Origin of the sequence: Achromobacter seleniivolatilans, from assembly GCF_030864005.1 — a bacterium.
Taxonomy (GTDB): Bacteria; Pseudomonadota; Gammaproteobacteria; order Burkholderiales; family Burkholderiaceae_B; genus Achromobacter; species Achromobacter seleniivolatilans.
Window position 1 is genome coordinate 5,076,297 of record NZ_CP132976.1, and the last position, 25,191, is coordinate 5,101,487.

Genomic DNA, 25,191 nt, shown 5'->3' on the forward strand with positions numbered 1-25,191 from the left:
CCGGGCAGACTGCAGAAAATTCCGCTAAATCAAGGCGGTAAATGCCGAACTCGTTTTGTGCAGTGCGGCGATCATAACCCGAATTCGCCTTGCAGGGGAATTATTTTTTCGTCCAGTCCCCAATCAATAGGGTTTTTCCCTTGGTTCGCCAGCCACTCGTTTGTTGCCAGGAAGTGCCCGCAGCCCAGAAACGGCACAGGCGGTCTCCGGGCGGAAAGCGGGGATGGGTGATTGGACATCAGCACGAGATGGCCACTGTTGTCGGGAAGCAACATTCGCTTTGCCTGAGCGTGTGCGCCCCACAGCATAAAGACCTTGGGCGCGGGGTCGCGGGCAACCAATGAGATCAGCGCATCGGTCACGGTTTCCCAACCGCGCTTGGCGTGGGAGGCGGGCTGGCCGTCTTCTACCGTCAACGCGGTGTTCAGCAACAGTACCCCCTGATCGGCCCAACGGCTCAGGTCATTACCTTGAGGCACTTGAGTGCCCGGGTATTCCTGGGCGATCTCATTAAAGATATTGCGCAGGCTGGGCGGACGCTTGCAGCTGTCCGGCACCGAAAACGCCAGACCCTGCGCTTGGCCGGGGCCATGGTACGGGTCCTGGCCCAGTATCACCACGCGCACATCCGACGGTGCCAGGCCCTGCAAAGCGCGCAACGGCGTGGCGGGATACACCACGGCGCCTTCGGCAAGCCGTTTTTCGACGTGCGCGGTTGCGGCGGCCAGCGCGTCCGCAACGGCCTGTGGTGCAAAAGCAGCCTGCCATGCGGCAGGAAGTTGCGCCGTCTGCGCGGCAAGGGCGTTGGGGGTGAGTCGGTTATCGATCAGCATGGGCGCGATTTTGCCATGGGCAGGAGTTGAATCGGCATGCGTATCGGCACGCCGCAAAATCTGTATTTTCCGAATCGATTTTCGGACGCTTCTGATAGCGCGGTGCAAGGGCCGCGAATTAACGTGCTTGGGCGCGCCGCCGACAATTACGAAATGCCTAATGGCCAACATTCGATTGTCTGCAAAATACAAAATGCCGAGAAAATCCGGCATAAATGCCTAATGTCGCTTAATTAATTGAAATATTTCCCGTTACTGAATGGTAGTGATGAATTCAGCAGCTGGTTTGCGGTCAGTTTAGAAAATCGACAGGCGGTGGCGTTGTGCAGGATGCGACGCCATAGTCCAAGCCGACGTTACATCGTCTGCAGCCGTACCGGCCTCCACGGCCGTCATCCCCCACGCGCATGCAGATCCATCAGCCGATGCCGGCTGATATTTGAATCACTCTGAAAGCCTGAAGACGCGCTGTTCGGTCTTCGCCACGACATTGTTATTTCACTTCTGAACGCCGGCGCGCGTTGCCACCGTTCAGCTGCTCCTACGCCTATCGAGATTTGCTCCGCCATGTCTAAGCTTCGCTCTGTTGCCATCTGGTCCATTCTGATTACTCAAATCTGGACACCCGTTCTGGCGCAGACCCTGCCTATCGCTGTCGACAAGAGTGTGGCTGGCGCCCGGCCGATCGTCGGCGTGAGCAATGGCGTGCCCGTGGTGAATATTGCGCCGCCATCTGCGGGTGGAGTGTCGAACAACCGGTATACGCAGTTCAACGTGGGTCCGTCCGGCGTCGTGCTGAATAACAGCGGTGGGGGCAGCCAGACACAACTGGCCGGTCAGGTCGCGGGCAATCCGATGCTGGGCAATCAGCGCGCAATGGCCATCTTGAACCAGGTCACGGCGCCCAACCCCTCACAACTGATGGGCATGCTGGAAGTCGCCGGCAACCGCGCCAATGTCATCGTTGCCAACCCGGCGGGTATTACCTGCAACGGTTGCGGATTTCTGAATGCGGACCGGGCAACGCTGACCACCGGGCGTCCCGTCATCGGCGCGGATGGCATGTTGAGCTTCGACATTGCAGCGGGGCGGCTTGGCATCGAAGGCCAGGGGCTGTACGGCGCCAATCTAAGCCAATTGGATCTGCTGGCCAGAACGCTGGAAATCAACGCCCAGGTCTGGGCCGACCGTCTGACCGTGGTCGCTGGCGCGTCGCGGGTGGGTTACGACGGTCTCAACGTGTCGGCGTTGACCGGCGATGGCGCCGCACCTCGTGTAGCGCTGGATGTGGCCGCATTGGGCGGCATGTACGCCAACAGCATCCGGTTGATCGGAACCGAAGCCGGTGTGGGCGTGAACGTCGGCGGCAACCTTGCCGCGCTGACCGGCACGCTGCAACTCAGCGCCAATGGCGACGTCAGCATCCAGCCGTCGGGAAGATTGCAGGCAGCGACTGCATTGTCGGTGGACAGCAAAGGTCAGGTCAGCAATGCGGGCACGGTGGCGGCTGGCGCCGGCCTGGATCTGCGGGCGGATGGCAACGTCGTCAATAGTGGCGGCATGTCCGCCGCGGGAAATGTGGGCATCAACGGGCGTCAACTGAATAACAGCGGCAATGTCACCGCTGGCCTGCAAGCCGATGGCTCGATCAGTCCGCTGGGTGCGTTGAACGCGCAGGTGGACGCCTTACTGAACCCCGGCACACTGGTTGCGGGCGGCAACGTGAATGTTATGGCAGGCGCGATGAACCTGTCGGGCGGCAAGCTTGTAGCAGGCAATGCGTTGACGCTGGACGCCTCGGGCAATATCAGTAACCGGGGCGGCGCTGTGTATGGCGGATCGGTGGCGCTGCGCGCGGCCGGAGTGGACAACGCTTCCGGCAAGATCACCAGCGGTGGTGCGCTGACCGGCAATGTGGCGGGCGCAATCGACAATCGCGGCGGAACCGTGGCGGCCACGCAAGCAGTGGACCTGCGCGCCCAATCGTTCGGCAATACGGCCGGCGGCGTGGTGTCGGGCGACAACGTTGCGTTGCAAGCAAGCGGCGGCATCAATAACCAGGGCGGCACCTTGCAGGCCAACGGCAAGCTGGATGTGAACAGCGCAGGCGCGCTGAACAACCAGGACGGCAATCTGCTGGGCGGCGCTGCCGAGATTCGGGCGGGCAGTCTGAATAATCAGAACGGCGTGGTGCAGGCGGACGGCAAGCTGGATGTCGCGAGCGTCGGCGTCTTGATCAACCAGGGCGGTGGCTTCTACGGCGGCTCCGCCGATATCAAGATGGCCAGCCTTGCCAACACCGGCGGAAAAATCGTCAGCGGTGATGCGCTGAATCTGACAGCCACTGGCCACATCGGCAACGTTGGCGGCACCGTGGCCGCGCAGGGCTTGGTGACGCTGAACGCGCAATCGCTGGCCAACACGCGTGGCATCGTGGCAGGCAATGGGATCACGCTAAAGACACTGGGGGCATTGGATAACAGCGCAGGGCTGATCCAGGCCGACGATGTGCTGGCCTTGACGGCCGCGAGCGTCAACAACCGCGACACGCTCGCCAACAGCGCCAGCGGCGCGCTGGGTTTGATGGGCAAGCAGGTCACGCTGAACGCTGCGGCAGTGGACAACCAGGCGGGCAGGATAGGCGCTGGACAAGACTTGGGCGTCACCACTGGCACGCTGAATAACAACAGCGGCAACGTCTCGTCCAACGTCAATGCAAAACTCGCTGTGGGCAATCTGCAGAACACGTCGGGCGCGTTGACGGCGGGCGCATCTCTTGAACTGACGACGGGCAATCTGGACAACACGGGCAAGATCCATTCGGGCCAGCACCTGACGATCAACGCCGACACGCTGACCAACCGTGCTGGCGGAGAAATTATTGCGGCGGGGAACAATTTCCTGAACGTGGGCGGAACCCTTGCCAATGCGGGCCTGATCGATGGCGGCTATACGCGCATCGATGCCGGCAACGTTACCAATACGGGCCGCATCTATGGCGACCGCGTCGGTATAAAAACGCCCACGCTGCTGAACGACGCCAATGCCGTCATCGCATCTCGAGGCGATATGGACCTGGGCGTGGGTTCATTGGTCAATCGCGAACACGCGCTGATCTACTCGGCAGGAGATTTGCGGATTGGCGGCGCGTTGGATGTTACTGGCAAGGCTGCGGGCTTGGCGCAATCGATTGTCAATGTCTCGGCCACGATCGAAGTTGCAGGCAACGCCGATATTGCCGCAGCATCTATCCAGAACTTGAATCAGCACTTCACAAGTGAAGTCGTCGAGGTCAGCCGCGGCCCCAAGCTGTACTACCGTCTGGAAAACTCCACCGAGCTGTTGGATGGGTCCAAGCTGTGGTTGTGCGATCAGGTGACGGCGCTTTGCGGCCGTGATCCGGTAACGTTTCTGGACGACGACGCAGAGCGCCGTTTGCTGCTGCCGTCCACGAAGTATCCGGAATCGATCTACGGGCCGCCGTTTGACTATGTTGCCAGCAGGCGAGGCGAGGCCGGCTTCAGCGCGCCGATTCCGCTGGCATACATGCCCGGCCCGGTCGCCGGGTCCGAGGGTTGCGGCAGTGGTGAATACGGCAAGTTTTGCATGCTTGAGCCGGAAGTCTACCGCTACTCGCAGGAGGCTCGGATATGGGCAATTTTCGAAGTGGCCCAGCCGTCTGGCCCACTTCCGGAATGGGTGCCTTTGGACGCGCCATGCTCGACGATTGCAAGCTGCGCAGCCGAGAAAGAGCGACGTGATGCGTTCGATCTGGAACTGAGCGCCTTTAAGAATGCGCACCGCGCGTTGAATGAAAAAATTCGCGCCTTCAACGCCGATTTCAATAGCCGTCTTGTTGCCAACTTCTTCTACTACCAAGTGGATGAAGTCATCTCGGAAAGCCGCACGCTATCGACCGATCCTGCCAAGATCATCGTAGGCGGCAATGCCAAATTCACAGGTGCTGTTACCAACGACAAGAGCCGCATCATCGCGGGCGGGGTGCTGTCCGTCGATGGACCTGCCGTCAATAACATGGGCGCGGAAGGCCAGCGCACCTTAGAGCGCGTAGGCTATCAAGTTCGCACCATCACGAGTGGCGGCGGGCGCAAAGAAAACCGGACAGACTACACCGACGTCGTTGCACCTGAACGTATCGAACTCGCGGTAGCCAGCTCCACGGGTAACACCGCCCCGCCCGCGACCGGAAATCAAAAACCCGGCTCTACCGCCGTGGCAGGGGCGCTGGCACCGGCCAAAATCATCGAAATCGGCCTGCCCGGCAAAGGCATTGTGCGCGTGGTGACGCTGCCGCCCGTCATCCCGCAAAGCGCCTTGTTCCAGGTGCTGCACCGTCCCGATGCGCCTTACCTGATCGCCACCGATGCGCAGTTCCTGGGCCAGCGCCCGGTCCTGTCCAGTGACTACCTGCTGCAACAACTGAACCAGAACCCGGGCCATATCCTCAAGCGCCTGGGCGATGGTTTCTATGAACAGAAGCTGGTGGCCGAACAAGTCATGCTCGCCACTGGTCAACGCTTTGTGGGCGACTACACCGACAACGAATCGCAATACAAAGCGCTGCTGACCGCAGGAGCGGACTTTGCCGGCAAGTTTGGCCTGACCATCGGCACAGCCCTGACCGAAGAGCAGATGCTCCACCTGACCAGCGACATCGTCTGGATGGTGGAGCAGACCGTCACCTTGCCCGACGGCACGCAGCAAACCGTGTTGTCGCCCCAGGTCTACCTGGCGGTGCAACCCGGCGATTTACGCGGCGACGGCACGCTGATTGCAGGCCGTGACACGCGTATCAAGACGGCAGGCGACGTCACCAACACGGGAACCATCGGCGCCCGCAATGCGCTGCTGGTCGAAGCGGAGAACGTCCGCAACACCGTCGGTTCCATGCAGGGCAAGACCGTCAATCTTGCCGCCCGCAACGACATCGACAACCTGGCCGGGCTGCTCAAGGGAGACTCCGTCACGCTGGCCGCTGGCCGCGACATCAACCTGACTGAATCCACGCAATCCAACGCGAGTGGTGGCGTGAGCAGCACCCGTGTCGACGGTGTGGCACGCATTGATGCGGGTAGCCTGAACGCACAGGCCGGCCGCGACTTCAACGCCCAGGCCGCCGCAATCAGCGCCACCGCAGACGCGCGCGTTCAAGCGGGCAGGGATATCAACCTGACCACAGCAGAGGACCGCTACGCGGAGTCTTACGACTATGGGAAGAAGAATCGGGCAGAGATGCGCTCGTCGACTGATGTCGGCACACAGATCGCCGCAGGCGGAAACCTGACGCTGATCGCGGGCCAGGATGTGAACGCGATTGCGGCGCAGGTGTCGTCCGACAAGCAACTGGCAGTGGGCGCGGGCCGGGATATCAATGTGCTGGCAGGGGACTCGGCTGGGTATGCGTATAACGAAACGTATTTCAAGCAAAAGGGGTTCTTGTCTAGCAAGACGACGCACCTGAAGAATGAAACCGAATTGACTCAGGCTGTTGGGTCAACGTTTGGTGGCGATTCCGTAGTCATGATGGCCGGACGTGACATGACGGTGGTGGGTTCAAACGTTATCGGCGATAACGATGTGCAGATCGCGGTTGGCAGAGACCTTCAGGTTTTGGCAGCCGAAGAAACCTACCGGGACTATCAGTACGAGAAGGTGAAGAAGTCTGGCATGGGCGGAGGCGGCTTCAGCATTGGCTACAACAAGCAGGAACGCATCGATTGGATGAAGAGTGCAAGTGGTGGCTACACCAGCAGCACGATTGGAAGCGCGGGCGGGGATCTGATCATCGACGCAGGTCGAGACGTTGGCGTCATGGGCAGCAATCTGTTGGCGCAGGACGGCAATATTGCCATCACTGGCCGCAATGTCGCCATCGTGGCAGCGGTGGGCGACGCGCAGCAGCACGAGTATCACGAGTTCAAGCAGTCGGGCCTGACGATTGGCGTCGCCGGTGGGGTGCTGGGCGCAACCCAGCAGATTCATGGCACGTTGAAGCAAGCCGCCGATGCCAAGGACGGCCGCCTGGCTGCCGTCAAGGTGGGGCAAGCGGCGTACCAGGCCGTACAAACCGACCGCATGCTTGATGCGGCCAATGGCAAGGACGCGTCTGCGGCTCAAAAAGAAGCCGCAAGCGCCCAGATTCAGATCAGCGTTGGGTCCAGCAAATCTGTGAGCGAAACCAAGCGGACGCAAGAGACGGCGTTTGGTTCTTCAGTAATGGCGGGCGGCAACGTGTCTATCATCGCGCTCGGTGAAAACGGCGTGGCAGGCACCGGCAACCTTTCCATTATCGGAAGCGATCTTGCAGGCAAGAACGTTTTGCTGGCGGCCACTAACGATCTGATGCTATTGAGCCAGGCTCAGACCTCAACCGAAGTCTCCACCAATAAGAACAGCGGATGGAAGGCGGGTGTGGGTATTGGCGTCTCCGACAGCGGTAGTGGCGGCGGCATCAATATTTTCGCCAGCGGTTACATGGGCAGCGGCAATGCGAATGGCAACGGCACGACCTACCGCGAAACTCAAGTCAGCGCCCGCGACAATCTGACGCTGATCTCTGGGCGCGATACCTTGCTGGAAGGCGCTCAAGCCCGCGCCGATAGCATTCGCGCTGATATTGGACGGAACCTCACGGTTGTCAGCCAACAAGATTCAGACCGTTACGACGCCAAGCAAAAGCAGGTAAACGCAGGCGGCAGTTTCAGCTTCGGTTCCATGACTGGCAGCGCCTACATCGGCGCGAGCATGGGCAAAACCAAGTCCAACTATGACAGCGTGATCGAACAGACCGGCCTATACGCGGGATCGGGCGGCTTTGATATCTACGTAGGCAAGCACACGCAGTTGGATGGTGCAGTAATCGCCAGCGACGCTGACGCAGCCAAAAACTTGCTGTCCACCGAAACGTTTGGCTATACCGATTTGAAGAACAAAGCCGACTACAAGTCCACCACGGTTGGAATCAACCTGGGTATGTCAGGGGCGTTCGATGTCGCCAATAAGGGCAAGGCCCTGGGATCGGGGCCGTCTGGATTGAGCTTCGGCTCGACGAGTGGCAGTGAGTCGGGCACAACGCATGCGGCAGTCGCGGAAGGCACGATTGAAGTGCGCGCGGACAAGGAAACGGGACACGACAGTCTGGCGGGGTTGAGCAGGGATACGGCGGGCGCCAACGGCAGCATTGGGAAGATTTTTGACAAGGACAAGGTCCGCGAACAACTGGAGTTTCAGCAGGCGTTTGGTCAGCTGGGGATGCAGATTGCGGGGGACATCACCAAGAAGCTGGCGAAAGACAATCCTGATGTCTGGGGCGAAGGCAAACCCGGAAAAATCGCCGTACATTCAATCGTCGCTGCCGCAGGGGCAGCATTGGGCGGTGGGGACGTGGCGGGAGCAATTGCCGGAACTGTCGCGGGGAATTTGATATCCAGCACAATGAAAGACGCAATTGATGAGGCGATGAGCAATCTACCGGCCTCTATTCAACGAGAGGCGGCCAATGTGGTTTTGAATGCGCTGTCGGGTGCCGTGGGAGGGCTGGTAGGCGGTGGAAGCGGTGCGGGGGGCGCCTTGTCAGCAGACATGTTTAATCGGCAGCTGCATCCGGATGAGAAAGTCTTGGCGAATCGCATTGCTGCGGACGCCAAGGCACGAGGCGTTGACGTAACTGCTGAGCAGATCGAGGCCCAAATGCGCCGAATGGATGCGGTGTTGCCAAATGGCGAGATGTATGTGGGAGTTCCTGACGTCCTATATGGAGAGGGCGGAATTACAGATGATGGCGCAATTTTCAAGAAAGTTGGGCAGACTCAAGATGGTCAAACTATCTATATGGATTTCCCCGTCGCAGGTGATGCTCGCCTACAGAGCCTAATTGTGTCGTACACAAGCGGATTGGAGGTGCCAACAGGGTATTTTTATACTCCCGAATCTAATCGGGAAAATTACTGGGCAAATTTTGGTTCGCCAAGCTCTGCGGTGAAGGCTCCTTCAGCCATGTCTCGTCATTGCGTTACTGGGGAATGCGCAGCCTATATGATGAGGTTCGCGACCGCGGCAGACTATCAGGATCTACGCAATTCTAATGCCGACGTCCTCGCTAAGTTAGCCACAGCCAATGGTCGCTTTGGTGCAATAACTGGGACGTTAGGTCTTGCTCCTGGACCGTATTCCGCGCCATTTCTAGCTGCTTCCAAAGGGGCGGCGATTAGCGGATGGCTGCTTGGAGGTCTGGAGCAGGCTATAAGGCCTAATGCCGCGGCCTATTGGAAGGGGGGGGCCATAGACACAGCTGTAACGGTCGTAAGTAGTGCTGCTCCGAACGGGGCAATACTATTTAATGAAATTGGTGAATATCTGAAGGTGAAGTATGCGAAGTGATAAGTTGAGAAATATATTAATTATTTTGAAAAAACACTTTGTTCAAGATGGAAATATTCGCACCATATACCGATTTGTGCTCGTGGGGGTAGGTGTGTTTTTGGTTTTTTTTGATCTTGATGTTTGGAATACTGGTTGGGTTAATATTGTTGGTTTTGTAATTGCATTGATTGGCGGTTACGCCTCTAAAGCGAAGTTGTTGAATATACGTCCCTTTGCTGATGCTCCTTACCCTCGTGATTGGTGGAAGGAGCGAAAGCGCCGGTTGCGTGAAAGAAAATAGCTTTACGCCGGATGTCAATTTAGATTGTTAATGGTGTGAGTTTTGTCTCTTTTTTTACGATAGTGATTTGATAGGGCGAATTTCGATTCAAGATGCGGGGCGTGAAGTGTAAAAAATCTCTGCGTCGATAAAAATCAAGAAATTCTTCTATCAATGATATTAAAAAACTTGATGGCGACGGCTGGATGAAACCTAGCGGATGCCCGTGATATGGCACATGCCGTGCGAGGTTTAAATGTTTTCCAGAAAAGAGTTAGCTGAAAAATATCTAGCAGGCCTAGGTGCGACCTTGGACGATGTATGCACGCTAGATCGATTCGTGGAATTGATGGAAGTATTATGTTCCAACAATAAGAGTGTGTTCCTGTTCAAGCTGGACGGGGAAAGGACGGCGAAAAAATATACTTTCGTGATGAGTTTTTCTGAGCCAGGGAGTTCCATAATTCGAATAGATACTGATGAAATTGCGGACGGGGTGCTGTACGTGCTTTCACGGTTGGAGCAACTGAATTTCCTTCAGCAACAAGGCTTCCAAAGCGATAAATGAGTTTTTGCGGCGAGAAAAAGCTGCTTAATTCTAAAAGTTTGATGTTGCGATTGACCTGGTGAGAGAGCACTGTTCCAGACAAAAATTGTTCCGGCGATATAAATGATGCAGTTGTAATAAGGGCTAGAGAGGGCGCGTGTCTCAACGTCTGAATAGCTCGAATTAAATGGATTTTTCTGTCAATGCATCCTCTCAACCTGTTAGGTTCCACCACCTTCCTACTCCTCACCTCTGGCTGCGCCTTCATCATGGGTTCCCCTCCCAATGCATTGGCCACCAACCCAGCTCCTCAAGAAGTAATAACTCCGGTGGTTATCTACACCTCCGATTGCGATTTCAAAAAGAAGATCGACGGTACAGGCTGGATCGGAGCCAGCACCGCATTGCCGGCAGCCTATGCAGGCGAAGCCGTGTGCAAGGCGCTGAATGCGGAGTTGCCCGGCGCTATGGACGCGGCAGGAATCAAGGCAACCTTCAAGCAGCGCAAGGTTGACCCCCAGTCCGCGCGGCCGACGAGTATGAAAGAGGATGCGGTGGCCGTTGGGGCGAAGTACGCCGTTGTGGTGGATGAGCCCAGCGGCTTTGAGGGATACCAGCAATACGGGCCATCCGTGGGGACCTATGTTCGTCTATACGACGCGGAATCGGGCGAGTACCGGGCTCGGGCGGATACGACCTATCCTATTTCGCTACGCGATTTCAACGACCGTGGGCCTTCAGCAGAAGGACGGCGGATTGGCGCCGACATCGCCAATAGACTGGCACGCACAATGCGCGAGCGTTGCATCGAACCGTACCCATACCAATGCGGAAAAACCGGCTTGTTCCGCTTTGCGGTGCCTAGCGACACTTACGGCAAGTGATGGCGGTGTGATGGTATACGGTGATATCAGAATGCGTGCACAAACACTGAAGGTAATGTGATGAACTCGCTTTCAAACCAGTCGATTATGAAGCTCGTAAACTGAGCGCGCTCATGAAAATTTAACTAGAGTGCAGCAATGAAATTTCCGAGCGAGGATGATTTTTTGGAGGAGTTTGGTATTGTGCCTATTGAGGTCGACCAGAGTTTGGCTCTATGCCGTTATAAAGTGAAATCAAAAAATAGCGAACTTGAATTGGATTTTTCTTTTAGCGCTGTTATGGAGTCATTCCAGGTTGTACTGAAACTCGCTCAACAGGTGCTGGCTACCATTTCGTCAGAAGGCGTGGAGACTATCGAAGTCGTGCGGGACAGGTCAGGGGCCGGAATCCGTGTTGTCTTTAATATGCGTGATTCAATTTCAGAGGCTAGGGTTATATTTGAACCCGATTTAAATTGTCGATGGTGGACCTTGTGTAATGCATAGCTGTGATCCTTTTATTTTGCTGCCTGATAGGTGCAAAAGGCATTGTGATCGCCATGGCGAAGATTTGCCGGCGCGTCCGGTCTTCTCCTGACTTGGGCGCCGATATGAGATGAAAGATCTAAATATTTAAATAATTTCTTATAAAAGAAGATTGTTTGTTATCGGATTTTCTATTTATATTTAGTGAGGTGTCATATTAAATCTATAAAAAGACATTTTATTCGGGATGAAAATCTTCGAGCAATATATCGCTTTGTATTCGTAGGGGTAGGTCTCTTTCTGGTTTTCCTTGACCTTGATGTGTGGAATACGGGTTGGGTGAATCTTGTCGGTTTTGTTTTTGCGTTGATAGGCGGTTACGCATCCCAAGCGAAACTATTGAATATTCGTCCTTTTGCCGATGCTCCTTATCCTCGGGGTTGGTGGAAAGAGAGGAGACGGCGATTGAAATAAAGGTGGAAATATGCAGATTGTTATTTGAATATTCTGTTTGAGATATTTTCATTTCTTGTTTTTCCCTCGATAGACGTTACGAGGCACCAATCGACACCACGCCAAGGTGCGATGCCATCCCCATCTCCAGCCCTATCCCTATAGCCCGTCTGTCGCGCACCCGACAACCTTCGCCCCACCCCCCCGCCCCTCACGCACACCGAATTGAGAATCATTGTTAATATTCCCGGCTTCACGCAACCTTCGCGTTCGCCGTCATGTCTCGTTCGTCCAACCCTCTCAAAGCCTGGCTTGCCCATTACGGCGAGTTGGTGGGCGCGTGGGCCAAACGGAACTCGCGGCCTTGCGATGCGGAAGATGCGGCGCAGGACGTGATGGCGGGATTGTTGAGCGGCGGGACTACCGGCGTGATAAACGGCAAGTCGTATCTGTACCGCGCAGCGCAGAACCGGTTGATCAGCGAGATCCGGCGGCAGACGCGCCATGATGAAATCTCGCTCGAGGCATTTGGCGCGGATGAGCATTCGCGTGTGCTTGATCCTGAAGCCCATGTGCGTGCGCATGAGCTGGCCGATGCGTTGGAGCGCGCGCTTGCCAGTTTGCCGTTGAAGAAGCGGCAGGCTTATGTATGGTGCCGGCTTGAAGGGTATTCGCAGCCTGAAGTTGCAGAGCGGATGGGGCTGGCGTTGAATACCGTCGAACGCTATATCATGGACGCCACTCGGGAAGTCCGTGAACAGCTGCAACACTTCTGCCCGGATTAAGCCGCCGCGCAATGACTGATCCTATCGACCCAAACACCCTGCTTGATGCACGCGATGCCGCGGCGTATTGGTTTGCGCGCGTACATTCGCAGCAGATGAATGAGGCCGAGCGCCAGCAGTTTGAGGGCTGGCGGCAGGCCGATCCAGCGCATGAGCTGGAGTATCAGCGCGCGCGTGGCATCTGGAATGCCAGCAGCATGTTGGGTGTAGACCGGTTGCGCGCCTTGGTGCAGGAGCCGCAGCCGGCGGCTCCGCGCAGAGCGTTGCCGCGCCGGCGCTTGATGGCGGGTTTGGGTTTTGCCTGTGCGGCGGCAGTTGTCGCGGGCGTGGTCTTGCCGCGTTGGGGAGCTGGGGACCCTAGCTATACCGCGCACTATCAGACCAAACCTGGGCAGCGCCAGCAGGTGTCTTTGCCTGACGCGTCCGTTGTGAATCTGAATACCGCTACGGAATTGTCGGTTCGGCTTTATGCCGACAGGCGCGTGGTTGAACTCGCGTCAGGCGAAGCCACGTTCTCGGTTACGCCGGACGCCAGTCAGCCGTTTTATGTCGAGGCGGGAGGCACGACGGTGCGCGTTACCGGTACGCGCTTTAATGTGCTGCGCGACGGCGAAAACGTTCGTGTGGACGTGGACTCCGGCACGGTCGAAGTCAAGGCGGGCCACTGGTGGAATAGCAGCCAGGTGGTGCTTGGCGCCGGGCAGGGGACTCGCTCGTTGGCCGACGGCGGCCTGTCGTCGGCGGAAAAGGTGGATGTGCCGGCGCGGCTGGCATGGCATACGGGTCGAGCCATTTATCGTGATCTGCCTTTGTCGGATGCCGTTTCGGATCTGAACCGCTATGGTCACGCCGCAATCCGGGTGGCGGACTCGGACGTGGCAAAGATTCGGATTTCGGGCGTGTTCAGCGTGGACAACCCCAAGGCGTTTCTGGATCTGCTTCCCGCCATAGCCCCCGTTCGCGTGCAAGCCGGCGCGGATGGCGGGGCCACGATAATGCGCCGTTAAAACACTGAGCCGGTTGTGTGTCTGCTACGACATGCAGTGCGCGGCAGCGCGTCATCCGTGCATCGCTAGACGCAAGTTACACGTTGTTGCTAATGCGTATCGTTATTCCATCAGGGATTTGTTCGCGACAAGCGTCTTGTACCCCAAGGGCATCGCATTGATGCCGCTGCGCCGCCAGGCTCCGTGCATAACCGGAGTGCTGGCGGGCCTAGTCTCAAGACCCTTTCTGGAAAGCTTGTTCCGTGAACCGTAAAACTTCTGGATATCGCCCGCGTGCAGCGCGGCGCCTTGCCGCGCCTGCGCGCGGTCTGACCGTGCTGGGCCTGGCGATGATGCTGGCGCTGGCCTTGCCGCAACACAACGCGCAGGCGCAGGAAGCGCCTTTGTCGTTCAACATCCCTGCGCAGTCGCTGGAAGGCGCGTTGACGCAGTTGGCGACGCAGGCGTCGCTGGAATTGGCGTATGCGCCGGATACCGTGCGCGGTTTGAAGGCGCCCGCCGTTTCGGGTTCGCTGACGCCCGATCAGGCGTTGCGCGCGTTGTTGGCGGGTTCGGGGTTGGTGTTTGAACGCTCGGGCAGCAATGTGTCGGTGGCGCGCGAAGCAGAAGCGGATGCCACGAGCGTGATGATGAACACGATCACCGTCGTGGGCAAAGGCAACTCAATGACAGAGGGCACGGGCTCCTATACGACTGGCGCGATGAGCACGGCCACCAAGCTGCCGCTGACCATCCAGGAAACTCCGCAGTCTGTCAGCGTGATCACCCGTCAAAAGCTGGACGATTTTGCGATGCAGACGCTGGATGACGTCGCCAACAGCACCACGGGCGTCACCGTCAATCATTGGAGCAACGACCGGTCGCGATATTTCTCGCGGGGCTTCACGATCAATACCTTTTTGCTGGATGGCTTGCCGATCTCGTACGAGACCGACACGTCCACCTACAGCACGACCGCCATGTACGACCACGTGGAAGTCGTGCGCGGCCCGACGGGTTTGATGACGGGCATGGGCGACCCGTCCGGCACGATCAACTTTGTGCGCAAGCAGCCGACGGATTCTGCGCAGTTCATCGCCACAGCGCGTGCGGGGTCGTGGAACAATTTTTCGGGCGAGCTGGATGCTGGCGGGCCGTTGAATGACAGCGGATCGGTGCGCGGGCGCTTCGTGACGTCGCAACAGTCGCGAGACTATTTCACCGATGGATACAGCAGCCGCAAGCAGCTGTATTACGGCGTCGTCGACATTGACCTGACTGCCAACACCACGCTGACCTTGGGCGGGCATTCCAACCGCGAAGACAACCCCGGGTCAGAGTGGATGGGCGTGCCCACCGCGCCGGATGGCACGCCGCTGGATATCCGGCGTTCGCGCCGCTTCTCGCCATCTTGGAGCTATTGGGACAAAAGCGAAAAGAGCCTCTTTGCCGAACTGAAGCATACGTTTGACAGCGGCTGGATCGCCCGCGCAGCGGCTCGCGGCGTGAACGGGAAATCTTCCCTGGACGGGGCGTATTTCGTGTCGGGCAGATACGATGACCAGGGTAATCCGTTGTACGACGTGATGGGCGGCCGCTACGACTACGACAAAAAGCAGCGCAGCTTCGATGTATCCGCGCAAGGTCCCATCACGCTGTTTGGCCGCGAGCACGATATCGCTATCGGCGCCAGCTACCGCAAGGATAGGTGGCTGGACAATGGATACAGCTATCTGAACGAGCCGGACGGCTATTTGATGACTGCCGGCGTCAATCCGTACACCTGGGACCCGGATTCCCTGCGCCGCAGCGATTTTGTGAAGGACACGATGTGGAGCCGAGATCAGCGCTCTGAATTGAAGTCCCTCTACGCGACGGGCCGTTTCCGCCTTGCCGACCCGCTGAATATGATTCTTGGCGCGCGGATGGATTGGTTTGACTTCGACAATAAGCAATATCAAGGCAGCTGGAGCAGCCATCGCAAGTTTGGCGAAAACGCGCACTTCACGCCCTATGCCGCGCTGACCTACGACCTGAACGACAACCACTCGGTCTATGCCAGTTATTCCAGCATCTTCAAGCCGCAGTACTACCTGGATACCTCCGGCACGGTGATCAAACCCGTCGAAGGCACCAACTACGAAATCGGTTTGAAGGGCAGCTACCTGGACGAGCGAGTCAACGCGGCCATCGCGTTCTTCTCCACGACACAAACCAATCTGCCGCAAGCGGTCACGGACATCTCGTCATGCTTTGTCGCCACCAACTGCTACCGTGCCGTGGGTGAGGTGAAAAGCGAAGGCGTGGAAATCGACATCAATGGCGAAGTGCTGCCGCGCCTGAATGTGGGGCTGGGCTATTCCTATACCCGCGCCAAGGTGTCTAGCGGCGGCATGGATGGGGCATCGGGCCAGCCCTACGCCAGCTATATCCCGCAGCATCAGTTCAAGTTGTCGGCGATGTATCACTTGCCGGGCGCCTATGACAAGTGGCGGGTGGGCGGCGCGCTGCGTGCGCAAAGCAAGATCACGACCCAGTCATTGACGAGCTCTGCCGGGTATGTGGTCAAGCAGTCGCCCTATGCCGTGGTTGATCTGGTGGCAGGCTACAAGGTGAACCGCCAGCTGGACATTCAACTGAACGTGAATAACCTGTTCGACAAGCAGTACTTTGACTCGTTGCAGGGAAATAATGGCGGCAACTACTACGGCACGCCACGCAGCTTCTTGTTGAGCACGCGCTACCAGTTCTAAGCGGGGCGGGTAGCGGGCGCTTGCCGGGAAACAAGCGCCCGCTACTTGCAATCGAGCCAGTTCCCCGTAGCGGGACTGGGCATCAGATTCAGACCGGCCAGCCGGCCCGCCGGTGGGCGGAATCCCAGAACATCCATTCCAGCTGGGCGGCGTGCGTGTAGGCCTGATGCATGGCCTCGCGCGTGTGCGTTGACGCCGTTTCGGCGGCGCGGTCTACCGATGTGATCACTGCCTGCACCAGCGCGTGGAATTCTTCGCCGGCATAGGTGTCGATCCACGCAGCATAGGGATTGGGGCGCGTTGCGTGTGCGTGGATCTCTCGGCCGATCTCGGCATAGATCCAGAAGCAGGGCAGCAGTGCCGCCAGCGCCACCGGGTACGGCGCGCTCCATGCGGTGGCAATCAGATAGCTGGTGTAGTGATGGCTGGCCGGTGTCAGCGGCGTGGCTTCGAAGGTGGCAGCATCAATGCCGAATTGCTTCATGAAGCCCGCGTGCAACGTGCGTTCGGCAACTACCGCGCCCTTGGCGGCTTCTGCGAACTGCACCACGCCGTCGGCGTCGTCCGCCTTGGCGGCTGCGATAGCCAGCGCGCGCCCGAACGCGACCAGGTAGTGGGCGTCCTGAATCATGTAGTGCTTGAATGCGTTCTCGTCGAGCTGGCCGCTGGCCAGTTCCTGGTTGAACGGCATATCGCGGGTTTTTTCGTACAGCGCGGCGTTGCGCGCCCAGGCGTCAGAGCTGAAAGACATGAAATTCCTTATGCCGAAATGACCGGCGCGCAAACGGTGCGCGCCCGCCGATCGGCATAAGGTTAGCAAGTTGTTTACTGCATGTACCAGCCGTGGCTCACCACAAACGACTGGCCCGTAAGCGCCGCGCTGGGGAAGGTGGACAGGAACAGGGCGGTTTGCGCCACGTCTTCAACGGTCGTGAACACGCCATCCACGGTGTCGCCCAGCATCACTTTCTTGACGACGTCTTCTTCGCTGATGCCCAGTTCCTTGGCCTGCTCGGGGATCTGCTTTTCCACCAGCGGAGTGCGCACGAAACCCGGGCAGATGACGTGCGAACGCACGTTGTGCGCCGCGCCTTCCTTGGCCAGTACGCGGGCCAGACCCAATAGCGCATGCTTGGCGGCAACGTAGGCGGACTTCAGCGGCGATGCTTCGTGGGAGTGCACTGATCCCATGTAGATGACCACGCCGCCGCGGTTGTCCTTGTACATGTGTTTGAGCGCCGCCTTGGTCGTCAGGAACGCGCCGTCGACGTGGATGGCCTGCATTTTTTTCCAATCGGAGAACGCGTAATTCTCGATCGGGTTCACGATCTGGATGCCGGCGTTGGAGATCAGGATGTCGATGCTGCCGTACGCGGCGGCGACCTGATCTATGCCTTTGTTGACGGCGTCTTCATTCGTGACGTCCATGGCCACACCCATGGCCTTGCCGCCGGCTTGTTCGATCTCGCGTGCCACGGCGTCGGCGCCGGCCTGGTTCAGATCGGCAATGGCAATAGCCGCGCCAGCGCGTGAAAGCGTCAAGGCAATTTCTTTACCAATACCGCTGGCCGCGCCGGTAACGACGGCGACTTTTCCATTCAACTGGCTCATGCTGCAACCTCCGGGTAAGGAATGCCGGTGCGTCCGCGATGCAGGTCGTTGACGCGGCGCGCGGCCGGCGACGGGCCTTGTGACGGCAGGGCTTGATGTCGCCCATCGCCGCAAGGTGCATTTACCGATGGTAGCCGCTCAGCTTGAGTAGCGGCTGAATGCGTGGCCGGTGATGCGCAGTATCGGGCCCGTAACCGGGTATGTCATTTGCTTCTACGGTGGGCGACGCGTGGCAGGCAACGGCCGCATCCTTGTTACGGGTAACCCAGCCGTCAGGCGTTGTTCCATTGCGCACGCGCCGCCGCTTTGCGAGAATCCGGCGCATCCGGCAGGGGCGCGGCCCTGGCAGCCGTCATATATTGCAGGTAAAGGTCAGAGGCAGCGTGGCAACAAACTATCTGAGTCGTTTCTGGAGGGCCGCGGGCCGGGCGTTGCTTTGCATGAGCCCGATGTTGCTGGCGCTGCCAGCCCATGCCGCGCACATCGTGGTGGATACCGGGCACACGGTCCAACGGCCAGGCGCGACTGGCGCCAGCGGCCGGGTCGAATACCTGTACAACCTGGACGTCAGCAATCTGGTGGCGGCCGATTTACGTGCGGCGGGAGACCGGGTGACCCAAGTGGCGGCCGATGGCGCCGAAATTGACCTGGGCAAGCGCGCCCGGACCGCGCCGGGCGCGGATTTCTTTGTGTCCATCCATCACGACTCGATGCAGCAGAAGTACATCGATGCCGGCCGTCAGCGTGAGTTCGCGGGATTTTCCATCTTCGTATCCGAGCGCAATCCCAACTACGAGAAAAGCCTGCGTTGCGCTCGCGCCATTGGCGAACAACTGCTGGCGGCAGGAGAAAAGCCGTCCCTGTATCACGCGGAACCCATCGCGGGGGAAAACCGGCCACTGATAGACCGTCGTTTAGGCGTCCATCGGTTTGATGGCTTGGCCGTGCTGAAGACCGCGCCGATGGCGGCGGTGCTGGTGGAAGTTGGGGTGATCGTCAATCCGGATGAAGAGCGCCGGCTGGCCCGCCCAGACACCTATAAACCGCTGGCGCAAGCGATCGCGCGTGGCGCGCACGCTTGCCAGAAGTTGTAGGCCGTTGCGGGTTCAGTGCGGGGGCGTTTCCTGCGTTTGCGCACCCTGCGCCCGCAACAACAAGAATCCAGCGACTGCCGATACCAGTGAGCCGGTCAGCACGCCAATCTTGGTGGCATCCACCGTAGCGGCGTCGGAGAAGGCGAGTGCGCCGATGAAGAGGCTCATTGTGAAGCCGATGCCGCAGAGCAAGGCCACCCCATACAACTGGGTAAACGTGGCGTGACGCGGCAGGCTGGCGACGCCCGTCTTTATCGCCAGCCAGGCAAAGCCGAATACCCCCAGCTGCTTGCCCAGGAACAGACCCAGCGCCACGCCCAGCGGCACGGGTTGTGCCAGGCTTGCCAGCCCCATGCCCGCAAACGAAACGCCGGCATTGGCAAAGCCAAACAGCGGCACGATCAGCAGAGCCACCGGTTTATGTAGCGCGTGCTCAAGATCGTGCAGCGGAGAATGTGCTTGCGGCTTGCCCTGATTGCGCGGCCGCAGCGGGATAGTCAGCGCCAGCGCTACGCCGGCCAGCGTGGCATGCACGCCAGACTTCAGTACGAAATACCAGAGCAGGGCGCCCAGCAGCAGATAAGGTGTCAAACGCAGCACGCCCGCGCGATTCAGGCAGAACAGGCACGCCAGCAAGGCGCCAGCCATGACCAGCGCGAAGACTTTGAGCTGAGACGTATAGAACAGGGCAATGATGACAATGGCGCCCAAGTCATCCAGGATGGCCAGCGCGGTCAGAAAAATCTTCAAAGACGTCGGTACACGGCTACCCAGCAGCGCCAGGATACCCAGCGCAAAGGCGATGTCAGTGGCGGCAGGGATGGCCCAGCCTCGCAGCGTATCGGGGCTGCCCAGGTTGATCGCCAGATAGATCACGGCGGGCAGCACCATGCCACCCAGCGCCGCAATGCCCGGCAGGATGATTCTTGCCGTACCGCGCAGCTGGCCGTCCAGGACTTCGCGCTTGATCTCCAGCCCCACCAGCAGGAAGAACACGGCCATCAGACCGTCGTTGATCCAATGCAGCACCGTTTCTTTGAGCAGGACAGGGCCGACTTGAAAGCCCAGTTTTGTTTCCAGGACCTCAAAATAAAAAGAGGCTGCCGGACTGTTGGCAACGATCAGTGCGACAAGCGCTGCCGCCATGAGGACATAGCCGCCCAGGGCCTCGGACCGCAGGAAGGCTTGAAGAAAAGAGAGGGGGCGGGTGTTTCTCTGAACCTGCGGGTTCACTTGGCGTCCTTCATGACTTGAGTAACATGATTTGTTGGTGCTGAATTTTAGCTGAACAATAACGAACATCTCGGATAAGGCGCCGAACGTCGTCTAATTTTTGCAAAAGTTCTTGATTTCACTTGAAATATTCTGCACTTGAAAGGTGCAAACATGCTTGTACTTCCTTACGGGTTTCGATTAAATTTCGATCTTCGATAATTCAGTGTGTAATAAGTATTTCAACTGACTTCATAAATTAGCGTTTTCCTTGAATGTCTGACCAGTTTGTAGGCTAGCAACGCCGACTGGCATCATCGGCTGGCCACTGCTTCATCCCTCAAATTATGCTGAATCCCGTTGAACAGAAAGTTGGCAACCCGGGGCGTCCTTTGCGCATTCTGCATACGGAAGCCGCGACCTCGTTTGGCGGTCAAGAATTCTGCATCTATAAAGAAATGATCGCGATGCGCGATCGCGGTCATCACTTGGAGCTGGTGTGCCAGCCGGGCGCCGAGCTCGGCGACCGCTTGAGCCAAGATGGCTTTACGGTGCATCGGATCGTCATGGATGGCCCTGGAAACTTTTTGCGCGGTGTGGCATTTGTGCGCAGTTTGCTGCGGCGCGAGCGCTTTGATGTCGTCAATACCCACAGCCGCCGCGATACCGTGCTGGCTGCGATAGCCGCGCGCCTGGCGCGCACTCCGCTGATCGTTCGTACGCGCCATCTGGCCAAGCCCATCAATTCTCTTTATGCCTACACGTGGCTGGCTCACAGGGTGATCGCGGTCAGCCGCTATGTGCGCAAGCAACTGCTCGAGGGCGGTGCGCGGCCCGAATCGGTGGCTACCATTCATTCGCCGGTTGTGTTGCCGCAAGTGAATGTGGACGCCTGCGTCCGGCGCGAATTTGGGTTGCCCGAAGACGCCTTGGTAGTGGGATGCGTGGCGGTGATGCGGGCCGAGAAGGGGCACGCTGATCTGATCGACGCTTTCCACCTCGTGTCCACGCGGTTTCCCCAAGCGCATTTATTGCTGGTGGGCGATGGTATGCCCTTGTTCCAGCGCTTGCAGGAGCAGGTAGCGGCGCTGAACCTGGGGACGCGGGTGCATTTCGCTGGCCGTCGCAACGACATCGGCAATGTGCTGACGGCATGCGACATTTTTGCACTGGCGACGCATCGGGAAGCTCTGGGTACGGTCTTCATTGAAGCTGCCGGCATGGGTTTGCCGGTGATCGGTACGGATGTGGGCGGGGTGCCCGAAACCATGCAGGCGGGCGTGACAGGCTTGCTGGTGCCGCCGCGTGATCCGGCTGCGCTGGCGGCTGCGCTGGAAACGCTATTGGCTGATCCGGCGCTGCGCCGCCAAATGGGTAACGCTGGCCGGGATTTGATCCGCGGCAACGGCCTGTTCTCCGCCGAGCGCGCGGCGGACCAGGTAGAGCAGGTGTACGCGCACTGGCTGTCGGAACTTGGCCGCCTGCCAAGGGCGGCCCGCGCCGCGATTTAGTGCATGAGCAGCGCGTTCATGGCTTCGACCACCCGGTTGCGGTAGCGGGGCAGCAAGGCCTGCACCTGCGCCTGCCGCTCGGCCCACTCAGCAGGTTCGGCGCCTGCTGCCACGCGCGGCGGCGCCCAGATGGGATCGGGAAAGTGCCGATCGCCACGCCAGCGCGGGATCACGTGCCAATGCAAGTGCGGCACCATATTGCCCAACGACGCCAGATTGATCTTGTCGGGGGACAGAATGGATTGCTGGGCTTCTTCCACCACGTACACAGCCCGCATCAGCAGGTCGCGCCCGTGGGTGGACAAACTGGTCATCTCGGCCAGATGGGCGTTCCAGATGACTCGCGTGAAACCGGGATAGTCCGCGTCGTTCACTTCAATGACGCGCAGGTGCGGCCCGCGCCATAGCAGCGTGCCGCCGTCTTCCAGGCACAGCGGGCAGTTCGGGTCGCGTGCGCTCACCCAAGCACCTTGCGGTATTGAATGAAGCCGGAACGGTCGGCAATGCGGTCATACAACTGCATCGCGCTTGCGTTGGTCTCATGGGTCAGCCAGTACACCCGCGAGCAATTGGCGGTGGCGGCTTCTGCGTAAACGTGTTCGATCAGCTTACGGCCAGCGCCCGTGCCGCGCACGTCCGGGTCCACGTAGAGATCTTGCAGGTAACAGTAGTCTCCCGCTGTCCAGGTGGACCGATGGAAGATCCAATGCACCATGCCGATGGCGCGGCCATTGTCGTAAGCCAGGGCGGCGTGCATCGGCTCGGCCGGGTTCAGGAATCGTTCCCAGGTATTGCGCGTTACGGCGTCGTCAATGGTGACGCGGTAGAAGTCCTGGTAGCCCTTCCATAGCGGCAGCCATACGTCGAAGTCAGCAGCGACGACAGGACGGATTTCGGCGGTACTCATGGCGCAAAGCCTCCTTGTGGCAGGCGGTTCAAAGTTGGTCTTCGATGGTTTCTACGATGTGCCGAAGCACTTGAAGCCGAGCGTACCGCTTGTCGTTGGCCGACACCAGATGCCAAGGGGCGTGCGCAACGTCGGTACGGGTCATCATTTCATTGGCGGCGGCGGCGTAGTCTTTCCATTTTTCGCGGTTGCGCCAATCATCCGGCGTGATTTTGAAGTTCTTGAACGGTGACTTCTCGCGCTCTTTAAAGCGCTCCAGCTGTACGTCCTCGGTTACGGCCAGCCAGAACTTCAACACTATCGCGCCGCTTGCCGTCAGTTGCTGCTCGAAGTCGTTGATCTCGCCATACGCGCGGCGCCAATTGGCGGGCGCTGTCAGCTTCTCTACCCGCTCGACCAGCACGCGGCCGTACCATGAGCGGTCGAAGATGGCGACGCGGCCATGGCGCGGCACGTGGCGCCAGAAACGCCACAAATAGGGGCGGGACAGTTCATAACTGTTGGGCGCGGCAACTGGGGTGATGTCGAATTGCCGGGCGTCCAGCGCGTGCGTTACGCGCCGAATGGCGCCACCCTTGCCGGCGGCATCCTGCCCTTCAAATACCAGCACCAGCGAGCGTTCCTGGAATTTCTTGGAACGCGCTGCGCGCGCCAGCCTGCCTTGCAGCAGGCCCAGCTCTGATTCGTAGTCGTCCTTGTCGATCTTGGCGTCGTAATCCAGTTGTCCCAGCCGGTCCACGATGCGGGCGGGGCTGGCGTGGGCGAGGAACGATTGCGGGATGCGCGGCGCGCCACGCTGGCGCATGGCGGCAAGCACGGCTTCGGCGGTGCGCGCTGCGCGCATGTTCTCGTCGGCGCTGGGAATGACGACCCAGGGGGCATGACCGCTGTCGGTGTGGTTCAGCACGATCTGTCCGCCAGCGCGGATACGGTCGAATTTTTTGTTGACCTTCAGATCTACCGGGCTGACTTGCCAGGACGTTTCGGGGCTTGCCAGCAGCCGCTGGGCACGATCCTTTTGGGCCTTGGCCGACAAGTGGAACCACAGCTTGATGATTTGCACGCCTTCCGCGGCCAGCATCGCTTCAAAGCGGCGGATGGCGGCGGCCTGCGCTTCGATCGCCTCTTGGTTGGGCTTTTTTCGTATGGTCTCAAGAATCAGCGGCGTGTACCACGAGCCGAACACAATGCCCATGCTGCCTTTGGGCGGCAGGTCGTTCCAGTAGCGCCAAAACGGGGGGCGTTCCAGTTCCTCGCTCTCGGGTGGACCATAGGCCAAGGTTCTGATGTGGCGCGGGTCCATCCATTCGTTCAGCAGGTTGACCGTGGCGCCTTTGCCCGCGCCGTCCACACCTGCCACCACGACCAGCAGCGACTTTTCCGCTTTGTTCAGGCGCTCGTATTGCGCGTTGAGCAGGGCGACGCGCAGCCGCGCCTCAAGGGGTTTGAATTCATCTTTGGACAGGCTGGGGTCGGCTTCGGCTTCGGCGAACATAGGGTTCCGTCTGATCGTAAAACTTTTGATCGGACGATCTTGCGGGATAAGCCCTCGCTGCGCAAGTGCGCAGCGTTGTCCGGGCGCTTAGAGCGCGTCGATGGGAATCTTCAAGTACCGCGTGCCATTGGCTTCGGGCGGGGGCAGATGGCCGGCGCGGATATTGACCTGGATAGCGGGCAGGATCAGCGTCGGCATTGATAGCGTTGCATCGCGTTTGGTGCGCATGGCGACGAAGTCGTCTTCGCTGACGCCTGCACGCACATGGATGTTGGCGCGCCGCTGCTCCGCTACCGTCGTCTGCCAACAGGCGTCGCGGCCTGCGGGCGGGTAGTCGTGGCACATGAAAAGCCGCGTGTCTTCGGGCAGGCCCAGCAGCCGATGGATGGACCGGTACAGTTGGTGCGCGTCGCCGCCTGGGAAGTCGCAGCGCGCGGTGCCCACGTCCGGCATGAACATGGTGTCGCCGACAAATGCGGCGTCGCCGATCAGGTAGGCCATGTCGGCCGGCGTGTGGCCAGGCACGTGAATGGCGGTGGCCGTCAGCGCGCCGATGCGGAAGGTTTCGCCGTCATTGAACAGATGGCCGAACTGGGAGCCGTCCAGCTGGAACTCCGGCTCCAGATTGAAAATATTCTTGAACACGCCTTGTACGGCGCGGATGCTCTGCCCGATGGCGATGACGCCGCCCAATTGCCGTTGCAGATAGGGCGCGGCAGACAGGTGGTCTGCATGGGCATGGGTTTCCAGCAGCCATTCGGTCTTCAGGCCCTGTTCACGCACGTACTGAGCCACGCGGTCGGCGCTGGCGGTGCTGCTGCGGCCTGATTTGGGGTCGTAGTCCAGCACTGAGTCGATGATGGCGCAAGCGCCGCCGGCTACGGATTCGTGGACTACGTACGTGACGGTGGCCGTCACGGGATCGAAAAAAGCCTGGATCTGAAAATTCATGGGCGCTCGCCTGACGGGTGTCGTCGTCTTATCAATATATAT

At 59.0% G+C, this 25,191-nt stretch carries 19 protein-coding genes; 10 read left to right on the forward strand and 9 right to left on the reverse strand.

Annotation, left to right across the window (positions count from 1 at the left end):
- Positions 1 to 71: 71 nt before the first annotated feature.
- Positions 72 to 833: a uracil-DNA glycosylase gene (locus tag RAS12_RS22945; protein WP_306941724.1), complete on the reverse strand. Its 762-nt coding sequence runs from the start codon at positions 831 to 833 to the stop codon at positions 72 to 74.
- 567 nt (positions 834 to 1,400) lie between these two features.
- Here RAS12_RS22945 and RAS12_RS22950 point away from each other — a divergent pair.
- From RAS12_RS22950 to RAS12_RS22970, 5 genes are all read left to right on the forward strand, one after another.
- On the forward strand, positions 1,401 to 9,233 hold the full coding sequence (locus tag RAS12_RS22950) for a hemagglutinin repeat-containing protein (RefSeq protein ID WP_306941726.1): 7,833 nt from the start codon (positions 1,401 to 1,403) through the stop codon (positions 9,231 to 9,233).
- Positions 9,223 to 9,516: a hypothetical protein gene (locus RAS12_RS22955; RefSeq protein ID WP_306941728.1), complete on the forward strand. Its 294-nt coding sequence runs from the start codon at positions 9,223 to 9,225 to the stop codon at positions 9,514 to 9,516. The genes RAS12_RS22950 and RAS12_RS22955 overlap by 11 nt, the downstream gene beginning before the upstream one ends.
- 235 nt (positions 9,517 to 9,751) lie before the next feature.
- Positions 9,752 to 10,063 carry a hypothetical protein gene (locus RAS12_RS22960; protein WP_306941730.1) on the forward strand — a complete coding sequence of 104 codons (312 nt, stop codon included), beginning with the start codon at positions 9,752 to 9,754 and terminating at the stop codon, positions 10,061 to 10,063.
- Between the two features lie 182 nt (positions 10,064 to 10,245).
- The gene (locus tag RAS12_RS22965) at positions 10,246 to 10,926 is read left to right on the forward strand and encodes a hypothetical protein (protein ID WP_306941731.1); all 681 of its coding nucleotides are present in this window, start codon (positions 10,246 to 10,248) and stop codon (positions 10,924 to 10,926) included.
- 138 nt (positions 10,927 to 11,064) lie between these two features.
- Positions 11,065 to 11,412: a hypothetical protein gene (locus tag RAS12_RS22970; protein ID WP_306941732.1), complete on the forward strand. Its 348-nt coding sequence runs from the start codon at positions 11,065 to 11,067 to the stop codon at positions 11,410 to 11,412.
- Between the two features lie 217 nt (positions 11,413 to 11,629).
- Here RAS12_RS22970 and RAS12_RS22975 read toward each other — a convergent pair whose 3' ends face one another.
- Positions 11,630 to 11,917: a hypothetical protein gene (locus RAS12_RS22975; protein ID WP_306941734.1), complete on the reverse strand. Its 288-nt coding sequence runs from the start codon at positions 11,915 to 11,917 to the stop codon at positions 11,630 to 11,632.
- Between the two features lie 205 nt (positions 11,918 to 12,122).
- Here RAS12_RS22975 and RAS12_RS22980 point away from each other — a divergent pair, with 205 nt between their 5' ends.
- The 3 genes from RAS12_RS22980 (at position 12,123) to RAS12_RS22990 (ending at position 16,368) form a co-directional block, all read left to right on the forward strand.
- Positions 12,123 to 12,629, forward strand: a complete 507-nt coding sequence (locus RAS12_RS22980; protein ID WP_306941736.1) for an RNA polymerase sigma factor — start codon at positions 12,123 to 12,125, stop codon at positions 12,627 to 12,629.
- Positions 12,630 to 12,640: 11 nt separating this feature from the next.
- Positions 12,641 to 13,636, forward strand: coding sequence for a FecR family protein (locus RAS12_RS22985; RefSeq protein ID WP_306941737.1), 996 nt, complete (start codon positions 12,641 to 12,643; stop codon positions 13,634 to 13,636).
- A gap of 329 nt (positions 13,637 to 13,965) precedes the next feature.
- Positions 13,966 to 16,368, forward strand: coding sequence for a TonB-dependent siderophore receptor (locus tag RAS12_RS22990; RefSeq protein WP_306951582.1), 2,403 nt, complete (start codon positions 13,966 to 13,968; stop codon positions 16,366 to 16,368).
- A gap of 88 nt (positions 16,369 to 16,456) precedes the next feature.
- Here RAS12_RS22990 and tenA read toward each other — a convergent pair whose 3' ends face one another.
- The gene (tenA, locus tag RAS12_RS22995) at positions 16,457 to 17,119 is read right to left on the reverse strand and encodes a thiaminase II (protein WP_306941742.1); all 663 of its coding nucleotides are present in this window, start codon (positions 17,117 to 17,119) and stop codon (positions 16,457 to 16,459) included.
- Positions 17,120 to 17,193: 74 nt separating this feature from the next.
- A complete protein-coding gene (locus tag RAS12_RS23000; protein WP_306941744.1) occupies positions 17,194 to 17,979 on the reverse strand; it encodes a 3-hydroxybutyrate dehydrogenase in 786 nt (261 codons plus the stop codon).
- A gap of 440 nt (positions 17,980 to 18,419) precedes the next feature.
- Between RAS12_RS23000 and RAS12_RS23005 the strand changes: the two genes are divergently transcribed.
- A complete protein-coding gene (locus tag RAS12_RS23005) occupies positions 18,420 to 19,073 on the forward strand; it encodes an N-acetylmuramoyl-L-alanine amidase family protein (protein WP_306941746.1) in 654 nt (217 codons plus the stop codon).
- Between the two features lie 12 nt (positions 19,074 to 19,085).
- Here the strand turns inward: RAS12_RS23005 and nhaA are convergent, their stop codons facing one another.
- Positions 19,086 to 20,306, reverse strand: a complete 1,221-nt coding sequence (gene nhaA / locus RAS12_RS23010; protein ID WP_306941747.1) for a Na+/H+ antiporter NhaA — start codon at positions 20,304 to 20,306, stop codon at positions 19,086 to 19,088.
- A gap of 326 nt (positions 20,307 to 20,632) precedes the next feature.
- Here nhaA and RAS12_RS23015 point away from each other — a divergent pair, with 326 nt between their 5' ends.
- Positions 20,633 to 21,796: a glycosyltransferase gene (locus RAS12_RS23015; RefSeq protein ID WP_306941749.1), complete on the forward strand. Its 1,164-nt coding sequence runs from the start codon at positions 20,633 to 20,635 to the stop codon at positions 21,794 to 21,796.
- Here the strand turns inward: RAS12_RS23015 and RAS12_RS23020 are convergent.
- The 4 genes from RAS12_RS23020 to RAS12_RS23035 all read right to left on the reverse strand — a co-directional run bounded on the left by RAS12_RS23020 (position 21,793) and on the right by RAS12_RS23035 (position 25,149).
- Positions 21,793 to 22,257 carry an HIT family protein gene (locus RAS12_RS23020; RefSeq protein WP_306941751.1) on the reverse strand — a complete coding sequence of 155 codons (465 nt, stop codon included), beginning with the start codon at positions 22,255 to 22,257 and terminating at the stop codon, positions 21,793 to 21,795. The genes RAS12_RS23015 and RAS12_RS23020 overlap by 4 nt on opposite strands.
- On the reverse strand, positions 22,254 to 22,703 hold the full coding sequence (locus RAS12_RS23025) for a GNAT family N-acetyltransferase (protein ID WP_306941752.1): 450 nt from the start codon (positions 22,701 to 22,703) through the stop codon (positions 22,254 to 22,256). The genes RAS12_RS23020 and RAS12_RS23025 overlap by 4 nt, the downstream gene beginning before the upstream one ends.
- Positions 22,704 to 22,731: 28 nt before the next feature.
- On the reverse strand, positions 22,732 to 24,198 hold the full coding sequence (gene pap, locus RAS12_RS23030; RefSeq protein ID WP_306941754.1) for a polyphosphate:AMP phosphotransferase: 1,467 nt from the start codon (positions 24,196 to 24,198) through the stop codon (positions 22,732 to 22,734).
- An 87-nt stretch (positions 24,199 to 24,285) separates the two neighbouring features.
- On the reverse strand, positions 24,286 to 25,149 hold the full coding sequence (locus RAS12_RS23035; protein ID WP_306941757.1) for an MBL fold metallo-hydrolase: 864 nt from the start codon (positions 25,147 to 25,149) through the stop codon (positions 24,286 to 24,288).
- Positions 25,150 to 25,191 lie beyond the last annotated feature (42 nt).